16 protein-coding genes are annotated in these 16,273 nt (G+C 70.9%); 5 read left to right on the top strand and 11 right to left on the bottom strand.

All coding sequences use genetic code 11. The annotated features are described in order from the left end of the window. Nucleotides 1-83 precede the first annotated feature (83 nt). From AB1578_01200 to mpl, 8 genes are all read right to left on the bottom strand, one after another. Nucleotides 84-2,768, bottom strand: coding sequence for a hypothetical protein (locus tag AB1578_01200; GenBank protein ID MEW6486516.1), 2,685 nt, complete (start codon nucleotides 2,766-2,768; stop codon nucleotides 84-86). A gap of 762 nt (nucleotides 2,769-3,530) precedes the next feature. Further along, complete coding sequence (locus AB1578_01195) at nucleotides 3,531-4,574, bottom strand: phosphotransferase (protein ID MEW6486515.1); 1,044 nt, start codon at nucleotides 4,572-4,574, stop codon at nucleotides 3,531-3,533. 240 nt (nucleotides 4,575-4,814) lie between these two features. Continuing rightward, nucleotides 4,815-5,270 carry a DUF2442 domain-containing protein gene (locus tag AB1578_01190; protein MEW6486514.1) on the bottom strand — a complete coding sequence of 152 codons (456 nt, stop codon included), beginning with the start codon at nucleotides 5,268-5,270 and terminating at the stop codon, nucleotides 4,815-4,817. Next, on the bottom strand, nucleotides 5,267-5,497 hold the full coding sequence (locus tag AB1578_01185) for a DUF4160 domain-containing protein (protein MEW6486513.1): 231 nt from the start codon (nucleotides 5,495-5,497) through the stop codon (nucleotides 5,267-5,269). The genes AB1578_01190 and AB1578_01185 overlap by 4 nt, the downstream gene beginning before the upstream one ends. 24 nt (nucleotides 5,498-5,521) lie before the next feature. After that, nucleotides 5,522-6,514 (bottom strand): beta-N-acetylhexosaminidase, encoded by a 993-nt coding sequence (gene nagZ / locus AB1578_01180; GenBank protein ID MEW6486512.1) that lies wholly within the window; start codon nucleotides 6,512-6,514, stop codon nucleotides 5,522-5,524. Between the two features lie 47 nt (nucleotides 6,515-6,561). Further along, nucleotides 6,562-7,485, bottom strand: coding sequence for an LD-carboxypeptidase (locus AB1578_01175; protein MEW6486511.1), 924 nt, complete (start codon nucleotides 7,483-7,485; stop codon nucleotides 6,562-6,564). Continuing rightward, nucleotides 7,482-9,431, bottom strand: coding sequence for a family 10 glycosylhydrolase (locus tag AB1578_01170; GenBank protein MEW6486510.1), 1,950 nt, complete (start codon nucleotides 9,429-9,431; stop codon nucleotides 7,482-7,484). The genes AB1578_01175 and AB1578_01170 overlap by 4 nt, the downstream gene beginning before the upstream one ends. Further along, nucleotides 9,428-10,861: a UDP-N-acetylmuramate:L-alanyl-gamma-D-glutamyl-meso-diaminopimelate ligase gene (gene mpl, locus AB1578_01165; GenBank protein MEW6486509.1), complete on the bottom strand. Its 1,434-nt coding sequence runs from the start codon at nucleotides 10,859-10,861 to the stop codon at nucleotides 9,428-9,430. Before mpl ends, AB1578_01170 begins: the two co-directional genes overlap by 4 nt. A gap of 80 nt (nucleotides 10,862-10,941) precedes the next feature. Between mpl and AB1578_01160 the strand changes: the two genes are divergently transcribed. Further along, the gene (locus AB1578_01160) at nucleotides 10,942-11,130 is read left to right on the top strand and encodes a hypothetical protein (protein MEW6486508.1); all 189 of its coding nucleotides are present in this window, start codon (nucleotides 10,942-10,944) and stop codon (nucleotides 11,128-11,130) included. A gap of 41 nt (nucleotides 11,131-11,171) precedes the next feature. Here AB1578_01160 and AB1578_01155 read toward each other — a convergent pair whose 3' ends face one another. Then, nucleotides 11,172-12,356 carry a DUF1343 domain-containing protein gene (locus tag AB1578_01155; GenBank protein ID MEW6486507.1) on the bottom strand — a complete coding sequence of 395 codons (1,185 nt, stop codon included), beginning with the start codon at nucleotides 12,354-12,356 and terminating at the stop codon, nucleotides 11,172-11,174. A 332-nt stretch (nucleotides 12,357-12,688) separates the two neighbouring features. On the opposite strand from AB1578_01155, the gene AB1578_01150 reads away from it, so the two are divergent. Both AB1578_01150 and AB1578_01145 read left to right on the top strand, forming a co-directional pair. Continuing rightward, a complete protein-coding gene (locus AB1578_01150; protein ID MEW6486506.1) occupies nucleotides 12,689-13,060 on the top strand; it encodes a hypothetical protein in 372 nt (123 codons plus the stop codon). Nucleotides 13,061-13,083: 23 nt separating this feature from the next. Then, on the top strand, nucleotides 13,084-13,239 hold the full coding sequence (locus AB1578_01145; GenBank protein ID MEW6486505.1) for a hypothetical protein: 156 nt from the start codon (nucleotides 13,084-13,086) through the stop codon (nucleotides 13,237-13,239). A gap of 156 nt (nucleotides 13,240-13,395) precedes the next feature. Here the strand turns inward: AB1578_01145 and AB1578_01140 are convergent, their stop codons facing one another. Further along, a complete protein-coding gene (locus AB1578_01140) occupies nucleotides 13,396-13,896 on the bottom strand; it encodes a tetratricopeptide repeat protein (protein ID MEW6486504.1) in 501 nt (166 codons plus the stop codon). A gap of 386 nt (nucleotides 13,897-14,282) precedes the next feature. Here AB1578_01140 and AB1578_01135 point away from each other — a divergent pair, with 386 nt between their 5' ends. Continuing rightward, nucleotides 14,283-14,789 (top strand): DsrE/DsrF/DrsH-like family protein, encoded by a 507-nt coding sequence (locus AB1578_01135; GenBank protein MEW6486503.1) that lies wholly within the window; start codon nucleotides 14,283-14,285, stop codon nucleotides 14,787-14,789. Here the strand turns inward: AB1578_01135 and AB1578_01130 are convergent. Further along, nucleotides 14,782-15,285, bottom strand: coding sequence for a thioredoxin domain-containing protein (locus AB1578_01130; protein MEW6486502.1), 504 nt, complete (start codon nucleotides 15,283-15,285; stop codon nucleotides 14,782-14,784). The two genes, AB1578_01135 and AB1578_01130, sit on opposite strands and share 8 nt — an antisense overlap. A 425-nt stretch (nucleotides 15,286-15,710) precedes the next feature. Between AB1578_01130 and AB1578_01125 the strand changes: the two genes are divergently transcribed. Further along, nucleotides 15,711-16,259: an XRE family transcriptional regulator gene (locus AB1578_01125; protein ID MEW6486501.1), complete on the top strand. Its 549-nt coding sequence runs from the start codon at nucleotides 15,711-15,713 to the stop codon at nucleotides 16,257-16,259. Nucleotides 16,260-16,273: the final 14 nt, after the last annotated feature.

The following is a 16,273-nucleotide window of genomic DNA, read 5'->3' as shown; positions in this document are numbered from 1 at the left end:
TACCCGGGGCGGCCGCGGCCGGGCCCCCGGCGCCGCCGGAAAAGGGGCAGGCAGGGGTTGCCCCCTGCCTGCCGAAAGGGTGGTTAGAAGGGGTTGGCCGTCACGGCCGGGTCGCGGGTCGGGAAGACCCCGAAGGCCCACTCGTCGGCCCCGAGCCGGATGGCGTTGTCCACCAGGTCGAGACCTGTCACGACCCGGAGGACCCAGTCGGGATGGACGACCGTGAAGACGTCCCCGTCGGGACTCGCCGGCCGGGTTACCTGGAAGGTCAGGGTGAGGGTCTGGTTGTCCGCCGCGAGCTCGGCTCGGGTGATGGTGATGCCGGTCAGGGCATCCGCAGCCGGGGTGCCCGTGGCAACGAGAGTGTAGCTCGCCACGGTCTCGGCCTGGACCTTGCGCATGGGCTCGTTGAAGCTGACGGTCACGAGGCTCGTCTCGGTCGCCCCGGCCGCCGGGAGCGCCGGGAGGCCGCCCGCCACGTTGACGATGGCCGGACCCACCACGTCGCGCACGGTGAAGATGTTGGACTTCGCAACCCACACGTCGTCCTCGAACGCCCGCACCTGGACCGTGAAGTAGGACCGGTCGGGGTTGGCGAAAAGCGGCCCGAAGGCGGCGAGGTTCGCCGTCCCCAGGGTGGCGAGGCCGGTGAACTGGGTGCTCGTGCCGACGACGGCGCCGGTCTGGTCGCGCTTCTGGACCACGATCTCGTAAGTAGCCGTGTCGCTCACCGGGGCCCAGTCGAGCACGAGGGTGCTGGGCGCTTCGTTGCGGCCGAAGGTGGCCAGGCTGGTGGTGGTGGTGACGGCGAAGTCGGCCGCCGGCACGAAGTCGTTGATCTCGGTGACGGCGTCCATCACGTTGCCGGCCACGTCGGCGATGCCGGACACCGTGATCGACCAGTTGCCCGAGTAGGTAGCGCCGGCGGCCTTGGCCGGGAGCACGAGGGTCAGGTCGACGAAGTGGCCGAACTGGTCGTACACGGCGCTGGTCGCCGTGGGCACCACGTCGGTGGCGGCCGCGCCCTCCAGGGCGGCAAACACGTAGTTGGCCAAGGTCTCGGCCGAGACCTCGTCCAGGGGCTCGCTGAAGAAGAGCCGCAGGACCTCGGCGTCGAGGGACTCGCCCACCGCCAGGGCCGCGTAGGCGTTGGGGCTGAAGTCGTTGAAGCTGCCGTCCACGACGGTGGGCTTTGCGGTGTCGGCGGCCGTGACGGCGTTGCTCGCCTCGGACTCCACGCCGTTCAGGTCGACGGACCTCACGACGTAGGTGAAGGTGAGCTGGATCTGGCCGCCCTCCACGAAGGTGGGGGAGCTGAAGCGGTTGCACCGCGTGCCGTCCTGGAAGAACGAGGCATCGGTCGAGCCGACGAACGACATCGGATGCTCGTTGACCTGATCCTCGCCCCACACCTGGTTCACGCCGCAGTACACGTTGTAGGACTTGGCGCCCGCCGCGGGATCCCAGTCGAGGGTCGGGAGGGAGTCGTAGTCGTAGGGCTCGCCCACCAGGGCGACCACGGGCGCGGCGGCGGCCGGCTCGTCGAAGAAGGTGGTGAAGGCGGTGCTCGTGCACACGCTGTTGCCGAAGTCGACGAAGTTGCCCTGCCCGTCCATGAGGGGGATGAAGTCGTAGTCGAACCACACGTCGTAGCGCGACGACCCCACGGTGTCGAAGGTGACCGTAACGGCGGTCATGTCTTCGTTCCAGGCCATGGAGTGGGCAATGTTTCCGGCTCTGGTGAGGCTCTTCTGCCCGCGGTTTACCCGCAGGTCGTTCCACAGGCCCTGGATGGTCGCCTTGTCCTCCGTGAGGGCGAGGGCGTAGGCGGTGGCCTTGATGGGTTCGCTGAAGGTGAAGGTCGCCGTCTGGCCTGCGGTGGGGGCAAGGTCGACGCCGAACTCGGGGGTGCAGCTCGTGATGATCGGGGCGCAGTCGTCGACGGAGGAGACCTGCACGGCCTCGCAGCCGCCGGTGCGGCAGGTGAGGTCCACGGTCGTGCCGTCTGCGCCCGCGCTCACGGTCTGCTGTCCGAGCATGGCGCCGTTGGTGGCCACTACCCGGAAGGTCTGGAAGGACTCGACGCCGGCAAAGGTGAACTCGCCGTTTGCGTCGGTGGCGGTCTCGGCCAGCACGCGCCCGCTGGCTCCGGTGGCGCTGTTGTCGCTGCCCCAGGAGACGAGCCGGACCGCGTAGCCCTCGCCCACCGAGGCGCGGGTGGTGCCATTCACCACACACCCCTTGATGGTGGCGGCGAGCTTGCCGACGCTGTAGTGGTTGAAGGAGCCGATGAGGCCGTCCACCGGCGTGTCGTGGTTCGAGCCGCTGCCGGCGCCGGGCACGTCGCCGGAGGTGTCGTCCAGCGAGGTGAAGGCGATGCGGTAGCTGCCCGGGTACACGAAGCTCGGGTAGCGGGGAGCGGCGGCCGCGTCGCGCATGTTCACGGGGCTCGTGACGCCCCGGAGGTCGATCGTGAAGTCGTAGTCCGCGCTGACCGTGCCGTTGACGGCGTCATAGGTGGCGGGGACGTTGCGGATCGTGAACTGGCCGCGATCGTTGGTGGTCCCGGTTCCCATGCCGATGTCCACGACGGCGCCCACGATGGGCTCCTGGGTGGTGGCATCGACCAGGAAGCCCTGGATGGAGCCCCGGGGCTGGAACTTCGAGGGGTTGGGGTTGGTGACGGATTCGTCGTCGCTCTTCGCGCAACCGAACAGCACCGCCGGTACGATCGCGAGAAGGGCCATGACCTGCATGAGTTTCTTCATTCGTTTCATCCTCCTGTTCATGACCACTGGGGTTGTGAACGACAACCGCGCAAGCCTCCTTCACTCAAGAACCGCTGCAGTCGACCTCCTTTCTCGCATTCGTTGCACGATCTTCTTCGGTAGGACGGCCTCTCCAAAAAAACGCCGCCGCGGCCCCTCGACTCCTACTCGAAGGGTCGCGAGGCCGCATGGGCAGCGGGTGGGCGGTTTGGTCCCGGCAGCACGGGCCTGGACCTGGGAGCTGCCAGGCAACAGCCGGCCCCAGGCGAATTCGCGCCGCAACCTTCCGACGGCGGGAAAGCAACCGCTTCTTCCAAACAGGGGAGATCAAGACCGGGCGGTTCGCCACGGCCCAAGGCGGGAGTCCTCCTTTGGAAACAAGCAGCCCACCCATAGCCTCCCCCATTCGGCTCAGACGCTTGCGAACTTAAGAGAGCATCGCACGACACGTCGCTGCACGACTGACAACATGCCCGCGGAGTAGAACGCCACCTAGAAACCACAATATCGCGTTAGTGTCAATCCCCTTCCAAACATGGGACAAGAATGGAAAAACATTTCACACTCTTCACCCCGCCGTACCCGGCTCCGGTGCCGCCCCCGGCGGGCAATAAACCCCTCCCCGGCCGTTGGGCGCCGATCTTATCACAGGGCCAGGTAGAGTCCAGGCCTCTGCCGTGAAATTGTCCATCGCCTTGTCCCCATACCGGGAGAAAATGCCCTGCACCCTGGACGGGGACGCAAGAGAGCATCGTGCCCTCGTCAGGGGCTGGGGGCATCCCTCTTCCAACCCGGCCCCACCCCCGTCGCCCTGCGGCGATCCGTCCACCGATCTCGCGCACGCCGGGAGAGGGCTGAAAGACTGCCGAAATTTGCGTGGCCCCCTTCCCCGAGGTGCTCCTCCAAGTGGGAGAGGGCGGCTCCCGCGTGCTCCAGGAAGCCCGACTTCCCCATTCGCCCGCCGAGCTTGCCGAAGGCTCCCAGGGCCTGGAGGAGGCGGAAGGCGCCGAGGGCGAGCCAGGCGTCCTCGGTCCAGCCCGCTGCCGCCCCGAGGTGGGCCAGGTGCTCCCGATAACGCTTGAGGAGCCGACCGCGCAGCGCCGGGGGGTGGGCGGCGTAGGGGTCGAGGATGAGGGCCGCCGCGTCGTAGGCCAGGGGGCCGGGGCGGGCGCCCTGGAAATCCAGGAGCGCGGGGCCGGCGCCGTCGGCGGTGAGCTGTACGTTTCGGCTCTGGAAGTCCCGGTGGAGGAAATAGCCCCCCGGCGCCGGGGCCCCGAGGGCCGCCAGGCGCTCCAGGTCCTCCCGAAACCCGGAGGGCACCTCCAGGCCCAGGATGCCCTGGGCGAACTCCCGGGCGAAGTAGAGACCCTCCTCCACCATGAGGCCCGGGCCGTACGGCGCAGGGGCAAAGCCGGTCTCCAGGCGAAAACCCTCGGCGCCCCGGACCTGCATGCGGGCCAGGAGCCACAGCACGGGCTCGTAGAGGGCGAAGGGATCGGCCCCGGGCTCCTTCAGGGCAGAGAAGAGGCTGCGGTCCCCCAGGTCCTCCAGGAGCACCCAGCCCCTCGCCTCGTCCGCCCCGTAGACCCGGGGAACCCGGATGCCGCGGGCCTCCAGGTGGCGGGCGATCCGCACCGTGGCGGCATTCTCGGCCGGGTCCGGGCCCTCCAGGAGCACGTAGGTGCGCCGTTCCCCCCGGACCCGGAAGTAGCGGCGGGCCGAGCCGTCGCCGTGGAGGGGGGCGAGAGCAATGGGGCGGTCGCCCTCGGGCAGAAGGCCGGCAAGCGTCTGGGGATGTGGGATCATGGAGACTCTGGAAAGGGCGGTAGGGGCAAGCCGAAGCAACCACAAAGACACCAAGACACAAAGGAGATCGCAGACGACAGCAGTGCGTCTTCTTCGTGTCCATCCCTTTCACGGGAGGCGCGTTGGGTAGGGCGCGATCGCCGAGCGCGCCGCGCGCTTGGGTGTGACGCCGATGGACCCGAACGGACGCCTCGGCGAGGCGTCCCTACCCTGCCGTGGCTGCAAGGAGGGCAGCTTCCGTCATCTTGCCGCGGGCCGCCGGGCTCGCTCCGCTTCCCAGCCCTTGCAGGCCAGGGCGATGTAGCGCGGCACCCTGCGGGCTCCGGTGCCGTAGGCGCTGATCGTTCTCGGGGTGAGCCCGAGAGCCCGGCCGGCTTCCGCCAGAGAAAGGCCGTTGCGGGCCCGCCAGGACAGAAAGGTGCGCGTGTTGTCGTCGGTTGCCCGCTGTGCCAGGGCTTCGAGCAGCAGGGTATCGGCTCCGATCTGGATGTCGAAGGCCTCCCACTCGACCGTCCAGCCCTCGCCCTCGACCACCCGGGCGCCGGCAAACGCCTCGGGGTCCCGTAGCGGCGCCAGGCCGGGCAGGCGCTGGATGTCCTGGGAGAGGCAGACCACATGGCGAGTCCCGTCGACGAACGTCAACTCGAGCCGCTGATCGGGCAGCGCGGCAACGGCCTGCAACCTGGGGCGTTTCATGGATGCCACTTCTTCCACTCCTCGATGAGCTCGTCGCGGTGACCGCGAACCCAGGTGAGCACCTCGGCCTCCAGGGAGCGTGGGCACCATCCTTCCACGATCGTGAGAGTCTCCAAGCTAATTCGAACGTTGACCGGCCCACCCACGAGGTGCACGTGCATGGGCACGTGGTCCTTTTCCCGCAACTGGAGCCGGTATCGGCTGCGAAAGCGATGCTTTGTCGTCAAGGGCAGACTCTATTGAAATAACTTCTATATGTCAACATCGGGCCGAACCGGTGCACGCAACAGCCGGTCCTCGGCTTCGGCCAGGCGGTCCTGGGGGACCTCCCGCGACAGGGCTTGCCCGACCCGGTCCACATCCAGGCCGGGCTGGAGCATGCGGCCGTAGATCAGGAGGTCGCAGCCGGCGCGCACGGAGCGCACCGCCAGGTCCTCCGGTGAGCCGAGGCCTGTCAGGGCGCCCATCTCCAGGTCGTCAGAGACGACGGCGCCTGCGAACCCGAGGCGCTCCCGCAGGACCCCCTGGAGCCAGGACCGGCACAGGCTCGCCGGGGCGGCGGAGACCGCTGGGAACAGGAGGTGCCCGGCCATGACCAGCGGCACGCCCGCTGCGATGGCGGCCCGGAAGGGGACGAGGTCGAGGGTTTCGATTTCCGCTAGAGTCCGCTCGACCCGGGGCAGCTCCCGGTGGCTGTCGGCCCGGGCCGCGCCGTGGCCGGGGAAGTGCTTGGCGCAGGGAAGCACCCCGCCCCTCAGGCACGCCCGCACGTGGACCGCGGCGAGGCGCGCCGCCCGCTGCGAGTCGCCCCCGAAGGACCGATCGCCGATGGCCCCGCTCTCCCCCTCCTGGGCCACGTCGCACACCGGGGCCAGGTTCACGGTGATCCCCAGGCCGGCCAGGGCCCGGGCCTGGGCCTCGACGGCCTGGGAGAGGAGGATCTCGCCCTCGGGGTCGTCGCCGAAGGCGCGGGCCGGAGGCAAGCGCGGCACCCCGTCGCGCAGGCGCTCCACCCTGCCCCCCTCCTGGTCCACGAGCACCAGGGCGGGCGAGCCCGGGTCGGCCTGGGCCAGCCCTCGGCGAAGCGCCGCCGTAGCCGCGGCGACGGTGGCTGCGTCCGGGCAGTTGCGCGCGAAGAGGATGACGCCCCCGAGGCCGAAGCGAGCCGCAAAGGCGAAAAGGGCATCGGGTGGGGTGGTGCCTTCGTACCCGAGGATCAGGAGCCGGCCGGGGCGGTGAAGCACTGCCCGATGGGACCCATGGGACGAATGGGAGGCAAGAGGCGGACGGCTCACGGGACCAGCCCCTCGATGAAGGCCAGGCTGCCCCGCTCCGGGTCGAGGAGGGCCCGGGGGCCGAAGGGAAGGGGCAGGTTGGGGGTGCCGTGGCCTGCCGCGACCCCCGAGAGCACCGCACAGGGCACCGACCCGGCAAACTCCGCGAGCAGGCCCTCCAGGTGTCCGGGATCCTCGCCGGAGGCGAGGAAGGTCTCGGGTTTGCCGAAGACCACCGCGGCGGCGTCCTCCAGGGCGCCGGAGGCCCGAAGCTGGAGCAACATCCGGTCCAGGCGGTAGACGGGCTCGTTGACGTCTTCGAGAAAGACGATGCGGCCCGCCCCGCGAAAGGCCCCCGGAGTTCCCGCAGAGCTCGCGAGGAGCGAGAGGCACCCGCCCCCCACCTCGGCCACGACGCGGTCCTGCGTCCCCCGGGCCCACACCCGAAGCCCCAGGAACGCGGGGCGCGCCGGCTCCCCGTAGTAGCCCAGACACCCGAGCACGGCGTCGAGCTCCCCCGGGTGGTCTCCCCGGGGATGGGGGCCGTGGAGCACGGCCCAGCCCGCCCGCCGCAGATGATTCAGGAGCGCCGTGTTGTCGCTGAACCCCACCACCGCCCGGGGCTCTCCCAGGTCTGCGGGCCCCAGGGAAGCCAGGAGGCGCTGGGTGCCGAAGCCCCCGCGGGCCAGGAAGACCCCTCGCACTTCCGGATCTCCCAGGGCTTGGCGCAGCTCCTCGCGGCGTCGGCCATCGTCCCCCGCCAGGTACCGCAGCGAGGACGTGACGTCCTGGCGCACGCGCACCCGAAGGCCCCGGGATTCCAGGAGTGCCACGGCGGCCCGGATGCGTTCCGGGTCCACGGCCCCGCCGGGGGCAACCAGTGCCACGGTGTCGCCGGGGGCGAGCCGGGGGGGGAATCGGGGAGGAGGCAGCGAGCTCACGGGGTGTCCTCCGCGGTGACCACTGTCGCGGATTCGAGCCCGGCGCGAGCCGCCTCGGCAGCCAGGGCCCGGCGCAGGACGATGCGCCGGGCATCCCAGGGCGCTTCCCCCAGGGGCGCGGAGCGCGCCGGCCCCCGGGCCTCCACCCGGTAGAACCAGTAGCCGTTGGGGACCTCGAGGACCGGGGTGAGAGCGCCGGACTGGGTCCCCAGCAGCGCGTCGTTGGCCGGGCTCCCCGGAAGAACGTAGCGCCGGCCCAGGGCGCCCCCCAGAGCCCGGGTGCCCCCCTGGGACACCTCGCGGGCGACGGCCGCCAGCTCTTCGCCCCGGAGCACCCGCGCCCGGGCGTCCTCACAGGTCTGGCGCTGCTCGGCCCGACGCTCGGGGGGATCCAGGGGGTGCACGTAGCGAAAGATCCCCCGCAGCTCCACCCAGGCAGGCAAGCTCACCGGCTCGGCCGCCAGGGCGGCCAGAACCCGAGGGAGAACCCCGGCCCGGGCCGCCTCGAACTCGGCCCAGCGGGCTTCCAGGGCGTCCTCCAGGCCGTCGACGCTGGTTCCGGGGGGCGGAATGCCCCCGGAGGCCCGTTCCAGGCTCTCGACGAGCCAGCGCCCGCCCCGGGTCCGCCCCGTGGGAAACGGGGGCATGGGGGCAACGGGCTCGGCAGAGGCAGCCCCCCGGACCGGCAGCGCCGCCGCAGCCCGGGCATAGGCGGCCAGCCCCCCGGGCTTTTCCATCACGCTGCCCACGTCGAAGAGGCTCACCCCGTCGTACCCGAGCCTCCGGGCGGCAGCCGCCTCGGCGGCGATGGCGTCGGGATCCTTGATATAGGCGCCCAGCCCGGCCCAGAGCCGGACCTGGGTCCTTGGGCGGTCCGTTGGTGCAGAGGTCGAACCGGAACGGGGAACCGCCCGGGCCACGGCCCGCAGCTGGGCCTCCACCCGCTCCGGTCCGCCGAAGTACGCCATGGGGTAGAGGGCGTCCACGAGCCCCTCCTGCGCCCAGGCCCGCCAGTCCTGCCCCTTCTCCACGTAGGCGGGGCCCGCGTCGGGGAAGACGGCCGCGGAGAGCTCCAGGCCGGGACGGACCCCGTCCAGGGCCTCCCGCGCGGCCCGCACGAGCTCCGTGATCCGGAAGGCCCGCAGGTCCGCCCAGAGGAGCGCGGCCGTGGCCAGGACCCGGTCGGCCGGCGGCATCGCGCCCGAGACCCACGCCCCCAGGTCCGGGGTGCGCAGCTCGTCGGGAATCCACCGGGGGTCGAGGCCCCAGGTCTCTTCGAACCACGCCCCCAGCGCCCCGCCGTGGCCGTAGCCCGGCCCGGGGTATCGCACGAAGTCCAGGTGCACCCCCGCAATCGGGTAGCGGCTCGCCACCTCCCGCACCAGGGCGGCAAAGTGCTCGCGATACGCGGAGGAGTCGGGGTCGGCGTAGACGCCCTCGATCCACCCCAGGGACCGCTCCAGGGCCGAGTACTCGGAGACCGGCCGTCCCGCCGCGTCGCGCAGCACCCACCCGGCCCGAAGCGCCGCGTGGGAGGGGTCGGCGGGGGCGCCCTCGCCGCTCCACAGGAGGAAGACGTTCATCCAGGCGAGCACCCGGGCGCCGCCGGCGCCCTCCAGGACCCGGGCCAGGGGGTCGAAGCCCGGGGCTGCCCCGGCCGCGGTCAGGGCCTCGGCCCGAGGGGCCAGGTCGCTGGCGTAATAGGCGTCTCCCCGGCCCCGCACCTGGACCGCCAGGGTGTGGAGCTCCGCCTCCCGCGCCTCCCTCGTCACCCGATCCACGCCCTCGGGGGTCGCGAGCGCGGTGCGCACCACCCAGGCGGCAGTCGGGGGACGTGGCACCGGGGCGCAGGCCGCCAGGGCGAAGAGAAGGAGCACGAGCGCGGACGAAGTGGACACCATGGACGGGGTGGACGGGGTGGACGGGGCGCACGGGAGGCGGGTCATCGGCGGCCCAGAGCATTCAGGAGGCGGTCGTGGATCCCTTCGAAGCCGCCGTTGGAGAGCACGGCGACCACGTCGCCGGGGGCCAGCAGGGGCGTGAGGTACGCGACGATGGCCGCGGCGTCGGGGAAGGCCTGGGCCGGGACGCCCCGGGCGCTGAGCGCGGCGGCCAGGCGGCCCACATCCAAGCGCTCGGCCTCGGGGACCTTGGCGGGGTCGGGCACCTCCCGCAGGCACACCCGGTCGGCGGCGCCGAAGGCCTCGGCCAGGGCCTCCTGGAAGACTCGGCGCCGCATGGTGTTGGAGCGGGGCTCGGCCACGGCCCACAGGCGCGCCTTCGGGTAGCGCTCCCGAAAGCCCTCCAGGATGCCCCGGATGGCGGTGGGGTGGTGGGCGAAGTCGTCGTAGACCCGCACGCCCCCGACCTCGCCCCGGAGCTCGGCGCGGCGCTTGACCCCCCGGAAGCTCGCCACCGCCCCCTCCACCTCCCGATCCGACAGTCCCAGCTCCGCCAGGGCCGCCCCGGCCGCAAGGAGGTTCCAGGGCTGGTGGGTCCCCAAGAGCTCGTGGGCGAGGTCCAGGCTCCGGCCCCCGGGCCCCCGCACCCGCATCCGGCCCCCGCCGGAGGAGGCGTCGCCGTACCACTCCACCCCGGTCTCCCGCCGCGAGTACCGCACCACCGGGCAGGGGGCCAGGGCCGCCAGGGCCCGCACCTCCGGGTCGTCCCAGTTGGCCACCACCCGCCCCGACCGGGGCACGGTGCGCAGGAGGTGGCGGAAGGAGCGCCGGATCCCCTCCAGGTCGTCGAAGATGTCGGCGTGGTCGAACTCTACGTTGTTCAGGACGAGGACGCGCGGCAGATAGTGGAGGAACTTCGAGCGCTTGTCGAAGAACGCCGTGTCGTACTCGTCCCCCTCCAGGACGAAGGGTTCCCCCTCACCCAGGTGGAAGCCCCCGGGGAGGCCTACGGGAACACCCCCCACGAGCCAGGAGGGCGCCCGCCCCGCAGCCTCCAGAGCCCAGGCGCACAGGGCCGCCGTGGTGGTCTTGCCGTGGGTGCCCGTGACCACCAGGCTCGTCCTGCCCGGGAGGAACGCCCAGCGCAGGAGCTCCGGGAGCGAGCAGTAGGGCAGTCCCCGGTCCAGGGCCGCCTCGAGCTCGGGGTTGCCCCGGGAGATGGCGTTGCCCACCACCAGGAGGTCCGGCGCGGGCGTGAGGTTTTCTTCCCGGTATCCTGCCGCCACCGGCACCCCCCGGGCCTCGAGGAACGTGGACATGGGAGGGTACACCGCGTCGTCGGAGCCGGTGACCCCAACCCCCTGCCGGTGCAGCTCGGCCGCAACCCCGGCCATGGCGGTGCCGCAGATCCCCAGGAAGTGGACCCGGAGCGGCGAGCCGCCCGCCCGGAAGATTTGTTCACTAAGATTGAACATCGAAGCTCACTTGTCTACAATGCACCAACGTTCACAGGGCACAGGGCACAGGGCACAGGGCACAGGACAGGGACAGCGCCATGAATCGCGATGCGGCCTTTCCGTACATCCTCGCCGAACGCTTCCTCCAATGGTGGAGGGAGATGGGGCGGCCCGAAATCGCAGCCGCCTTCCAGTACTGGGCCGACCAGCACGATTTGGCCCCGCGCCGGCGGGAGGGGGTGTGGCGCCGGGTCGGCGAGCTCCGGGGCATGGGCGAGGCCGCCTGAGCAGCCAGGGGGGGTGGTGGGTCCACTTCGCTGGACCCACCCTACCGGTAGAGCAGGTACGGCTGTCTCTCCTCCTCCCAGCCCTTCAACTCTTCGCCCCAGCCCTCCTCCAGGTCTCGCGGGTCCGCCCCGGCCTCCAACGCCTCGCGCAGCGCCTCGCTCCCCAGCAGGAGGTGGATGGGCAGGCGCTCCGCCTCGTACTCGTAGGGCGGCGCCCGCCACCCGAAGCCCGCACCCCGGCAGAGCTTCCACAAAGCCGAGAGGAGCGCCAGCCCCGTGCGGTAGGGGCGAAAGGCCTCCGGGTCGGTCACGTGGAGCTGCACGCCCCCGCATGCCCGCCCGGCCCACTTCTGGAAGGTGGGAAGGAAAGCGAGAGGTCGAAACGCGACCCCCGGCAGCTCCTGTCGTTCCAGGACCCGCGCCAGCGCCTCTCCCTCCACCCAGGGGCCGCCCACGATCTCGAAGGGGCGGGTGGTGCCCCGGCCCTCCGACGCGTTGGTGCCCTCCAGGAGCACCGTGCCGGGGTAGACGGCCGCCGTCTCCGGGGTGGGCATGTTGGGCGAAGGAAGCACCCAGGGACGGCGGGTTTCGGGCCACAGCATGGACCGCCGCCAGCCCTCCAGCGGGACCACGTCCACCTCGCACCCCGCCCCCCGCTCCCCCCGGAACCACAAGGCCAGCTCCCCCAGGGTGAGCCCGTGGCGCATGGGCACGGGCTCCAGGCCGACGAAGGACTCCCACCCCACCCCGAGCCGGTTGCCCTCCACGAGGGCGCCCCCCAGGGGATTGGGGCGGTCGAGCACCACGACCCGCACCCCGGCCTCGCCGCAGGCCTCCAGCACCAGGCGCAGGGTCCAGGGAAAGGTGTAGACCCGGGTGCCCACGTCTTGCAGGTCCATCAGAAGCAGGTCGAGGCCTTCGAGCATGGCCCGCGTGGGCTTTCGGACCTCCCCGTAGAGGGACCAGACCGGGACGCCCAGGCGCCGGTCCACCCCGTGGGGCGACTCCACCATGTTGTCCTGCACGTCGGCGCCGATGCCGTGCTGGGGCCCGAAGAGCGCCGCGAGCCGGCTTCCGGCCGCCTCCAGGACCTCGGCCACCACCTCGCGGGCCGACCGGTACCCGGCGTCCACGCTGGCGGGGTTGAGCAGGAGCCCCGCCCGGGCTCCCCGGGGGACCCAGCGCTCGGGAGCCTCCGCAAACACCTCCAGGCCCACCTTGACCACGGTCTCCTCCCTGCGGCGGCTCGTTGCGCCTTGCGGGTGGCACGTTGGGGGGGCGAGACCGCGCCGATGCTAGAAGGACCGGCAGCGGCAGTCAAGGGAGAGGCAGGAGCACTGGATGGGACCAAGGGGACGAATGGGACCCATGGGCGGGAAACGCCGGAGCCCGGGTCTCCTGGGCGGGGGACCTGGCGGAGATTTGCTCCGGGCGTGCTTATCTGCTTGCCGTGGAGGCGCGGGGCTGGCACCTTTGCACGGCTGCTTCGCCCTGCGGGGGCTGCCGACCCCGGGGTGAGTCGGCGCTTCGCACCCAGGCGCACCTCAAGGGAGGATCCATGGCCAACGATCGCCCACGGGGGCCGGGACCCGGCACCCCGGACGCCGAGCCCCCCATCCTGCTCCCGGACGTGGTCGTCCGCTGCCGGCAATGCGGCTACGAAGGCCCGGCCGAGCCCCAGTCTCCCGGAAAGACCTGGCTGGAAGCGGTGTTCTGGATCGCCTTCCTGGTCCCGGGCCTCATCTACAGCCTGTGGCGGTTGTTCGGCCGCAGGTACCTGTGCCCGCGCTGCAAGGCGGTCGACGGCCAGGCAACGGTGCCCCTGGGCCGCAAGGTGGCCGTGGTGTTGCGGGCCCTGCTGCTGCTGCTGTTCGTCGCAGCCGTGGCGCTCCTGGGGCTCGTCTGGAACTACCCTGCGCCGGGCCCTTGACCCGCGAAGGAGAGGAGCAAGCGATGGGAACCATCCAGATCCTGGCGGCCATCTTCGCGACGACCGGGATCGTCTTCCTGATGCTGGCAAAGGGCGGCAACCGGCTCCTGCGTATCCTGGGCATCATCATGCTCGTGCAGGGCATCGGGATCTTCGTGCTCGGCTTGCTGCGGGGGTAGGGGCGACGCAGGGGCGCTCACACCATCGAGGCATGTGGGCCCCTGTCCCGTTGCCCGTTCGGTATCGGGATCGGTATCGGGATCGATTTCGATAGCGATACCGATAGCGATTGGGGTGGGGGGGGTTGGTTCGGATTCCGAGGCCGCCGGCAATCGCTACCGGGCGCGCTCCTGCACCGCCTCCAGGTAGGCCAGCCGGTCCTTGATGGTCTTGGTCGGCGGGTTGTACACGATCCGCCGCCAGATGCTCGGGGGCTCCCCGAGCTTGGGGTCGAGCTCCAGGGCCTTGCGATAATCGGCAATGGCCCCCTGTGCGTCCCCCAGGCTGTCACGCAGGATTCCCCGGTTCGCCCAGGCCTGGGCGAACTCCGGATCGAGCGCCAGGGCCGCCTCGTAGTCCGCCAGGGCTCCCTCTGTGTTGCCCCGCATCTTGCGCGTGTTGCCCCGGTTCACCCACACCCCGACCTCCCGGGGGCGCAGCTCCAGGGCCCGGTCGTAGGCAGCTTCCGCCCTCTCGTAGCTTCCCGCCTTGAAGTACTCGTTGCCGTCCTTGATCATCCGCTCCCCTTCCTCCAGCTTGGGCGGACAGCCCAGAAGGAGGAGAGCCGCCACCCCCGCCACCGCCATCGCCGTCAGCTTTCGTGCCGAACCAATCATGGGTCTTCCTCTGCTCGGAAACGTAGGGTGGTTCAAGCGAAGCGGACCCACCCCTTCTCGGGAGCAAGACGTGACGCCTTGGCGTCCTCAAGGATTTCCAGGAGCGCTGGAGTCCAGAGTGCGCGCGACCGGAACCTGGGGCCCCGCCGGGGCTCGGGAACACTACGTGCCCCGCTTCGCGGATGTCAAGAACGCCCGGCCGGCCTCCAATATCTCTCTCGTGCAGCTCAAGAATGAAGGGGCGTCCGCCGATACGAACCGAGACGCTTGCGCTCCCGGGAACCCCTCGCCCCAATCCAGGAACGGCGCGCCGTTCCCCGGAGACCCGCCCCATGACCGAAAGGCTCGACGGTACGGCCTTCATGTGTCCCAGGAGGAGGCGCACCATGTCCGACGGAGCGGAGTCAGCCACCCTCATCCTGTTCAGCGGGGAGCTCGACAAGGCCATGGCGGCCTTCATCGTGGCCACCGGCGCGGCCTCCATGGGGATGCAGACCACGGTCTTCTTCACCTTCTGGGGCCTCAACTGCCTGCGCCGGGGCGGCACGGGAGAAGCGGGGAAGGCGTCGGCGCTGCCGGCCAAGAGTCCCGTGGGGCGGATGCTCGACGTGATGAACCCGGGCGGCCTGGGAAAGCTCCCCTTGAGCCGCCTCGACATGCTCGGCGCGGGCCGCAAGATGATGAAATCGGTGATGCAGAAAAAGGGCATCGCCAGCCTCCCCGAGCTCATGGAGATGGCCCGGGAGCTCGGGGTGCGCCTGGTGGCCTGTCAGATGTCGATGGATGCCCTGGAGATCCGGCGAGACGAGTTCGTCTTCCCGGAAATCGAGGTGGGGGGGGTTGCCACCTTCCTCGCGGCCGCCGGCGAGTCCCGGTTCACCCTGTTCATCTGAAGAGCAGGGGTCGGGGGCTTGGGGCTGGGGTCCGTGCCACCGCCTCCGCCCAGGTGACGATCGTCTCCAGGTCCGCCGGGCCGTCCCGGCGGGCGAGCTCGTGCCCTCCCCGAAAGACGGCCAGGCAGGGAAGCGCGCGAGAGCGAAGGCGGGCGCACAGGGGTTGCTCCTCCTCCACGTTCACCCTGCCCAAACGAAACCGCGGCTCCAGGCGGGCGGCCGCCTCGTCGAAGGACCGCGCCGCCCTCCGGCACGCCCCGGACCAGGGGGCCTCGAACAGGACCAGGAGAGGGACGTCGCTCTCCGCGCCGTGGGTCGTCCAGGTGGCGCGCGTCAGCTGCACCGGCCGGCCGTCGAACAAGGGACTGCCGCACCGCCCGCAGTGGGGGAGCCCCAAGAGGGCATCCGCCTCGAGCCAGTTGGTAGAGGCGCATCTCGGGCACCCCACCCGCACCGCACGGCTCGCACCTCCCACCGCCGTCGAGACCCCCGGCATCTTCACACCTCCCCCAGCCCTTCCCTCGCCGCACCGGCTCCCTGGGAGAGACTCCCTGCGAACATCGCGGATCGCGGGGCGCAGCGCAAGGGCTCCCCGACCCCGTTCGCCACCCAGGTGATGGATCGCGGCCCTCCAGAATCCACGACAACTTCTAGGGGCGGGGTCCGGGAGCCCCGGAGCGTAGTCCCGTACCGCATCGACTGATCCGCCCCAGTCCATGGAAACCGGTGAGCCAGGCGCACCGGTTCCGCAAGGGACCCCTCCTCCAATTGCCGCGGATTGCGGGGCGGAGCGCAGGGGCTCACGGACCCCGCTTACCACCCGGGCGGTGGATCGCGGCCCTCGTTTCCCCTTGACGCCGAAATAAACCTGAGTTTAGATATCGTAACATCTACTTAATGACGGGAGCTGGGAGGACGCCCGTGCCCGACGAGATCGGACCCCGACTCAAGATCCTGCGCGAGGGCCGCCGCCTGACCCTGAAGCAGCTCGCCGATCAGGTGGGCTGCACGGGCGCCCATCTCTCCCAGATCGAGAACGGGCACACTTCTCCCTCCATCGCAACCCTCAAGAAGATCGCCCAGGCCCTGGGCGTGAACATCGTCGACTTCTTCGCCGACGAAGCCATCGGCGAGCCCGTGGTCACCCGCGAGGCCGACCGCCGGGACGTGTTCCTCAGCAACTGGAGCGCCCGCATCCAGCAGCTCGTGGGGTCCACCGAGGGCAAGCTCATGCAGCCCTTCTGCACCGTCGTGTCTCCGGGGGGCGGCTCCCACGACCCCTACAGTCACGTGGGCGAAGAGTTCGGCATCGTACTGCGCGGCACGCTGACCGTCACGGTGGGCGAGACCTCCTACGAGGTCGGCCCGAGGGAGAGCTTTTACTACTCTTCCCGGATTCCCCACCGGTGGGTGAATCGGGGCAGCGAGGACGTGGAGGTGGTCTGGGTCGTTTCCCCGCCCACGTGGTAGACGGGGTGGGCGGG

The sequence above is a fragment of the Thermodesulfobacteriota bacterium genome, from assembly GCA_040756475.1.
In the GTDB taxonomy this organism is placed as follows: domain Bacteria; phylum Desulfobacterota; class Deferrisomatia; order Deferrisomatales; family JACRMM01; genus JBFLZB01.
This window is presented reverse-complemented; position numbering and strand designations above follow the sequence as displayed.

Excerpts from the sequence above, each read along its gene's own strand:
- AB1578_01200 (MEW6486516.1), bottom strand. The coding sequence starts at position 2,768 with ATGAAGAAACTCATGCAGGTCATGGCCCTTCTCGCGATCGTACCGGCG.
- AB1578_01195 (MEW6486515.1), bottom strand. The coding sequence starts at position 4,574 with ATGATCCCACATCCCCAGACGCTTGCCGGCCTTCTGCCCGAGGGCGAC.
- AB1578_01190 (MEW6486514.1), bottom strand. The coding sequence starts at position 5,270 with ATGAAACGCCCCAGGTTGCAGGCCGTTGCCGCGCTGCCCGATCAGCGG.
- AB1578_01170 (MEW6486510.1), bottom strand. The coding sequence starts at position 9,431 with ATGACCCGCCTCCCGTGCGCCCCGTCCACCCCGTCCACCCCGTCCATG.
- mpl (MEW6486509.1), bottom strand. The coding sequence starts at position 10,861 with ATGTTCAATCTTAGTGAACAAATCTTCCGGGCGGGCGGCTCGCCGCTC.
- AB1578_01160 (MEW6486508.1), top strand. The coding sequence starts at position 10,942 with ATGAATCGCGATGCGGCCTTTCCGTACATCCTCGCCGAACGCTTCCTC.
- AB1578_01150 (MEW6486506.1), top strand. The coding sequence starts at position 12,689 with ATGGCCAACGATCGCCCACGGGGGCCGGGACCCGGCACCCCGGACGCC.
- AB1578_01145 (MEW6486505.1), top strand. The coding sequence starts at position 13,084 with ATGGGAACCATCCAGATCCTGGCGGCCATCTTCGCGACGACCGGGATC.
- AB1578_01140 (MEW6486504.1), bottom strand. The coding sequence starts at position 13,896 with ATGATTGGTTCGGCACGAAAGCTGACGGCGATGGCGGTGGCGGGGGTG.
- AB1578_01135 (MEW6486503.1), top strand. The coding sequence starts at position 14,283 with ATGTCCGACGGAGCGGAGTCAGCCACCCTCATCCTGTTCAGCGGGGAG.
- AB1578_01130 (MEW6486502.1), bottom strand. The coding sequence starts at position 15,285 with ATGCCGGGGGTCTCGACGGCGGTGGGAGGTGCGAGCCGTGCGGTGCGG.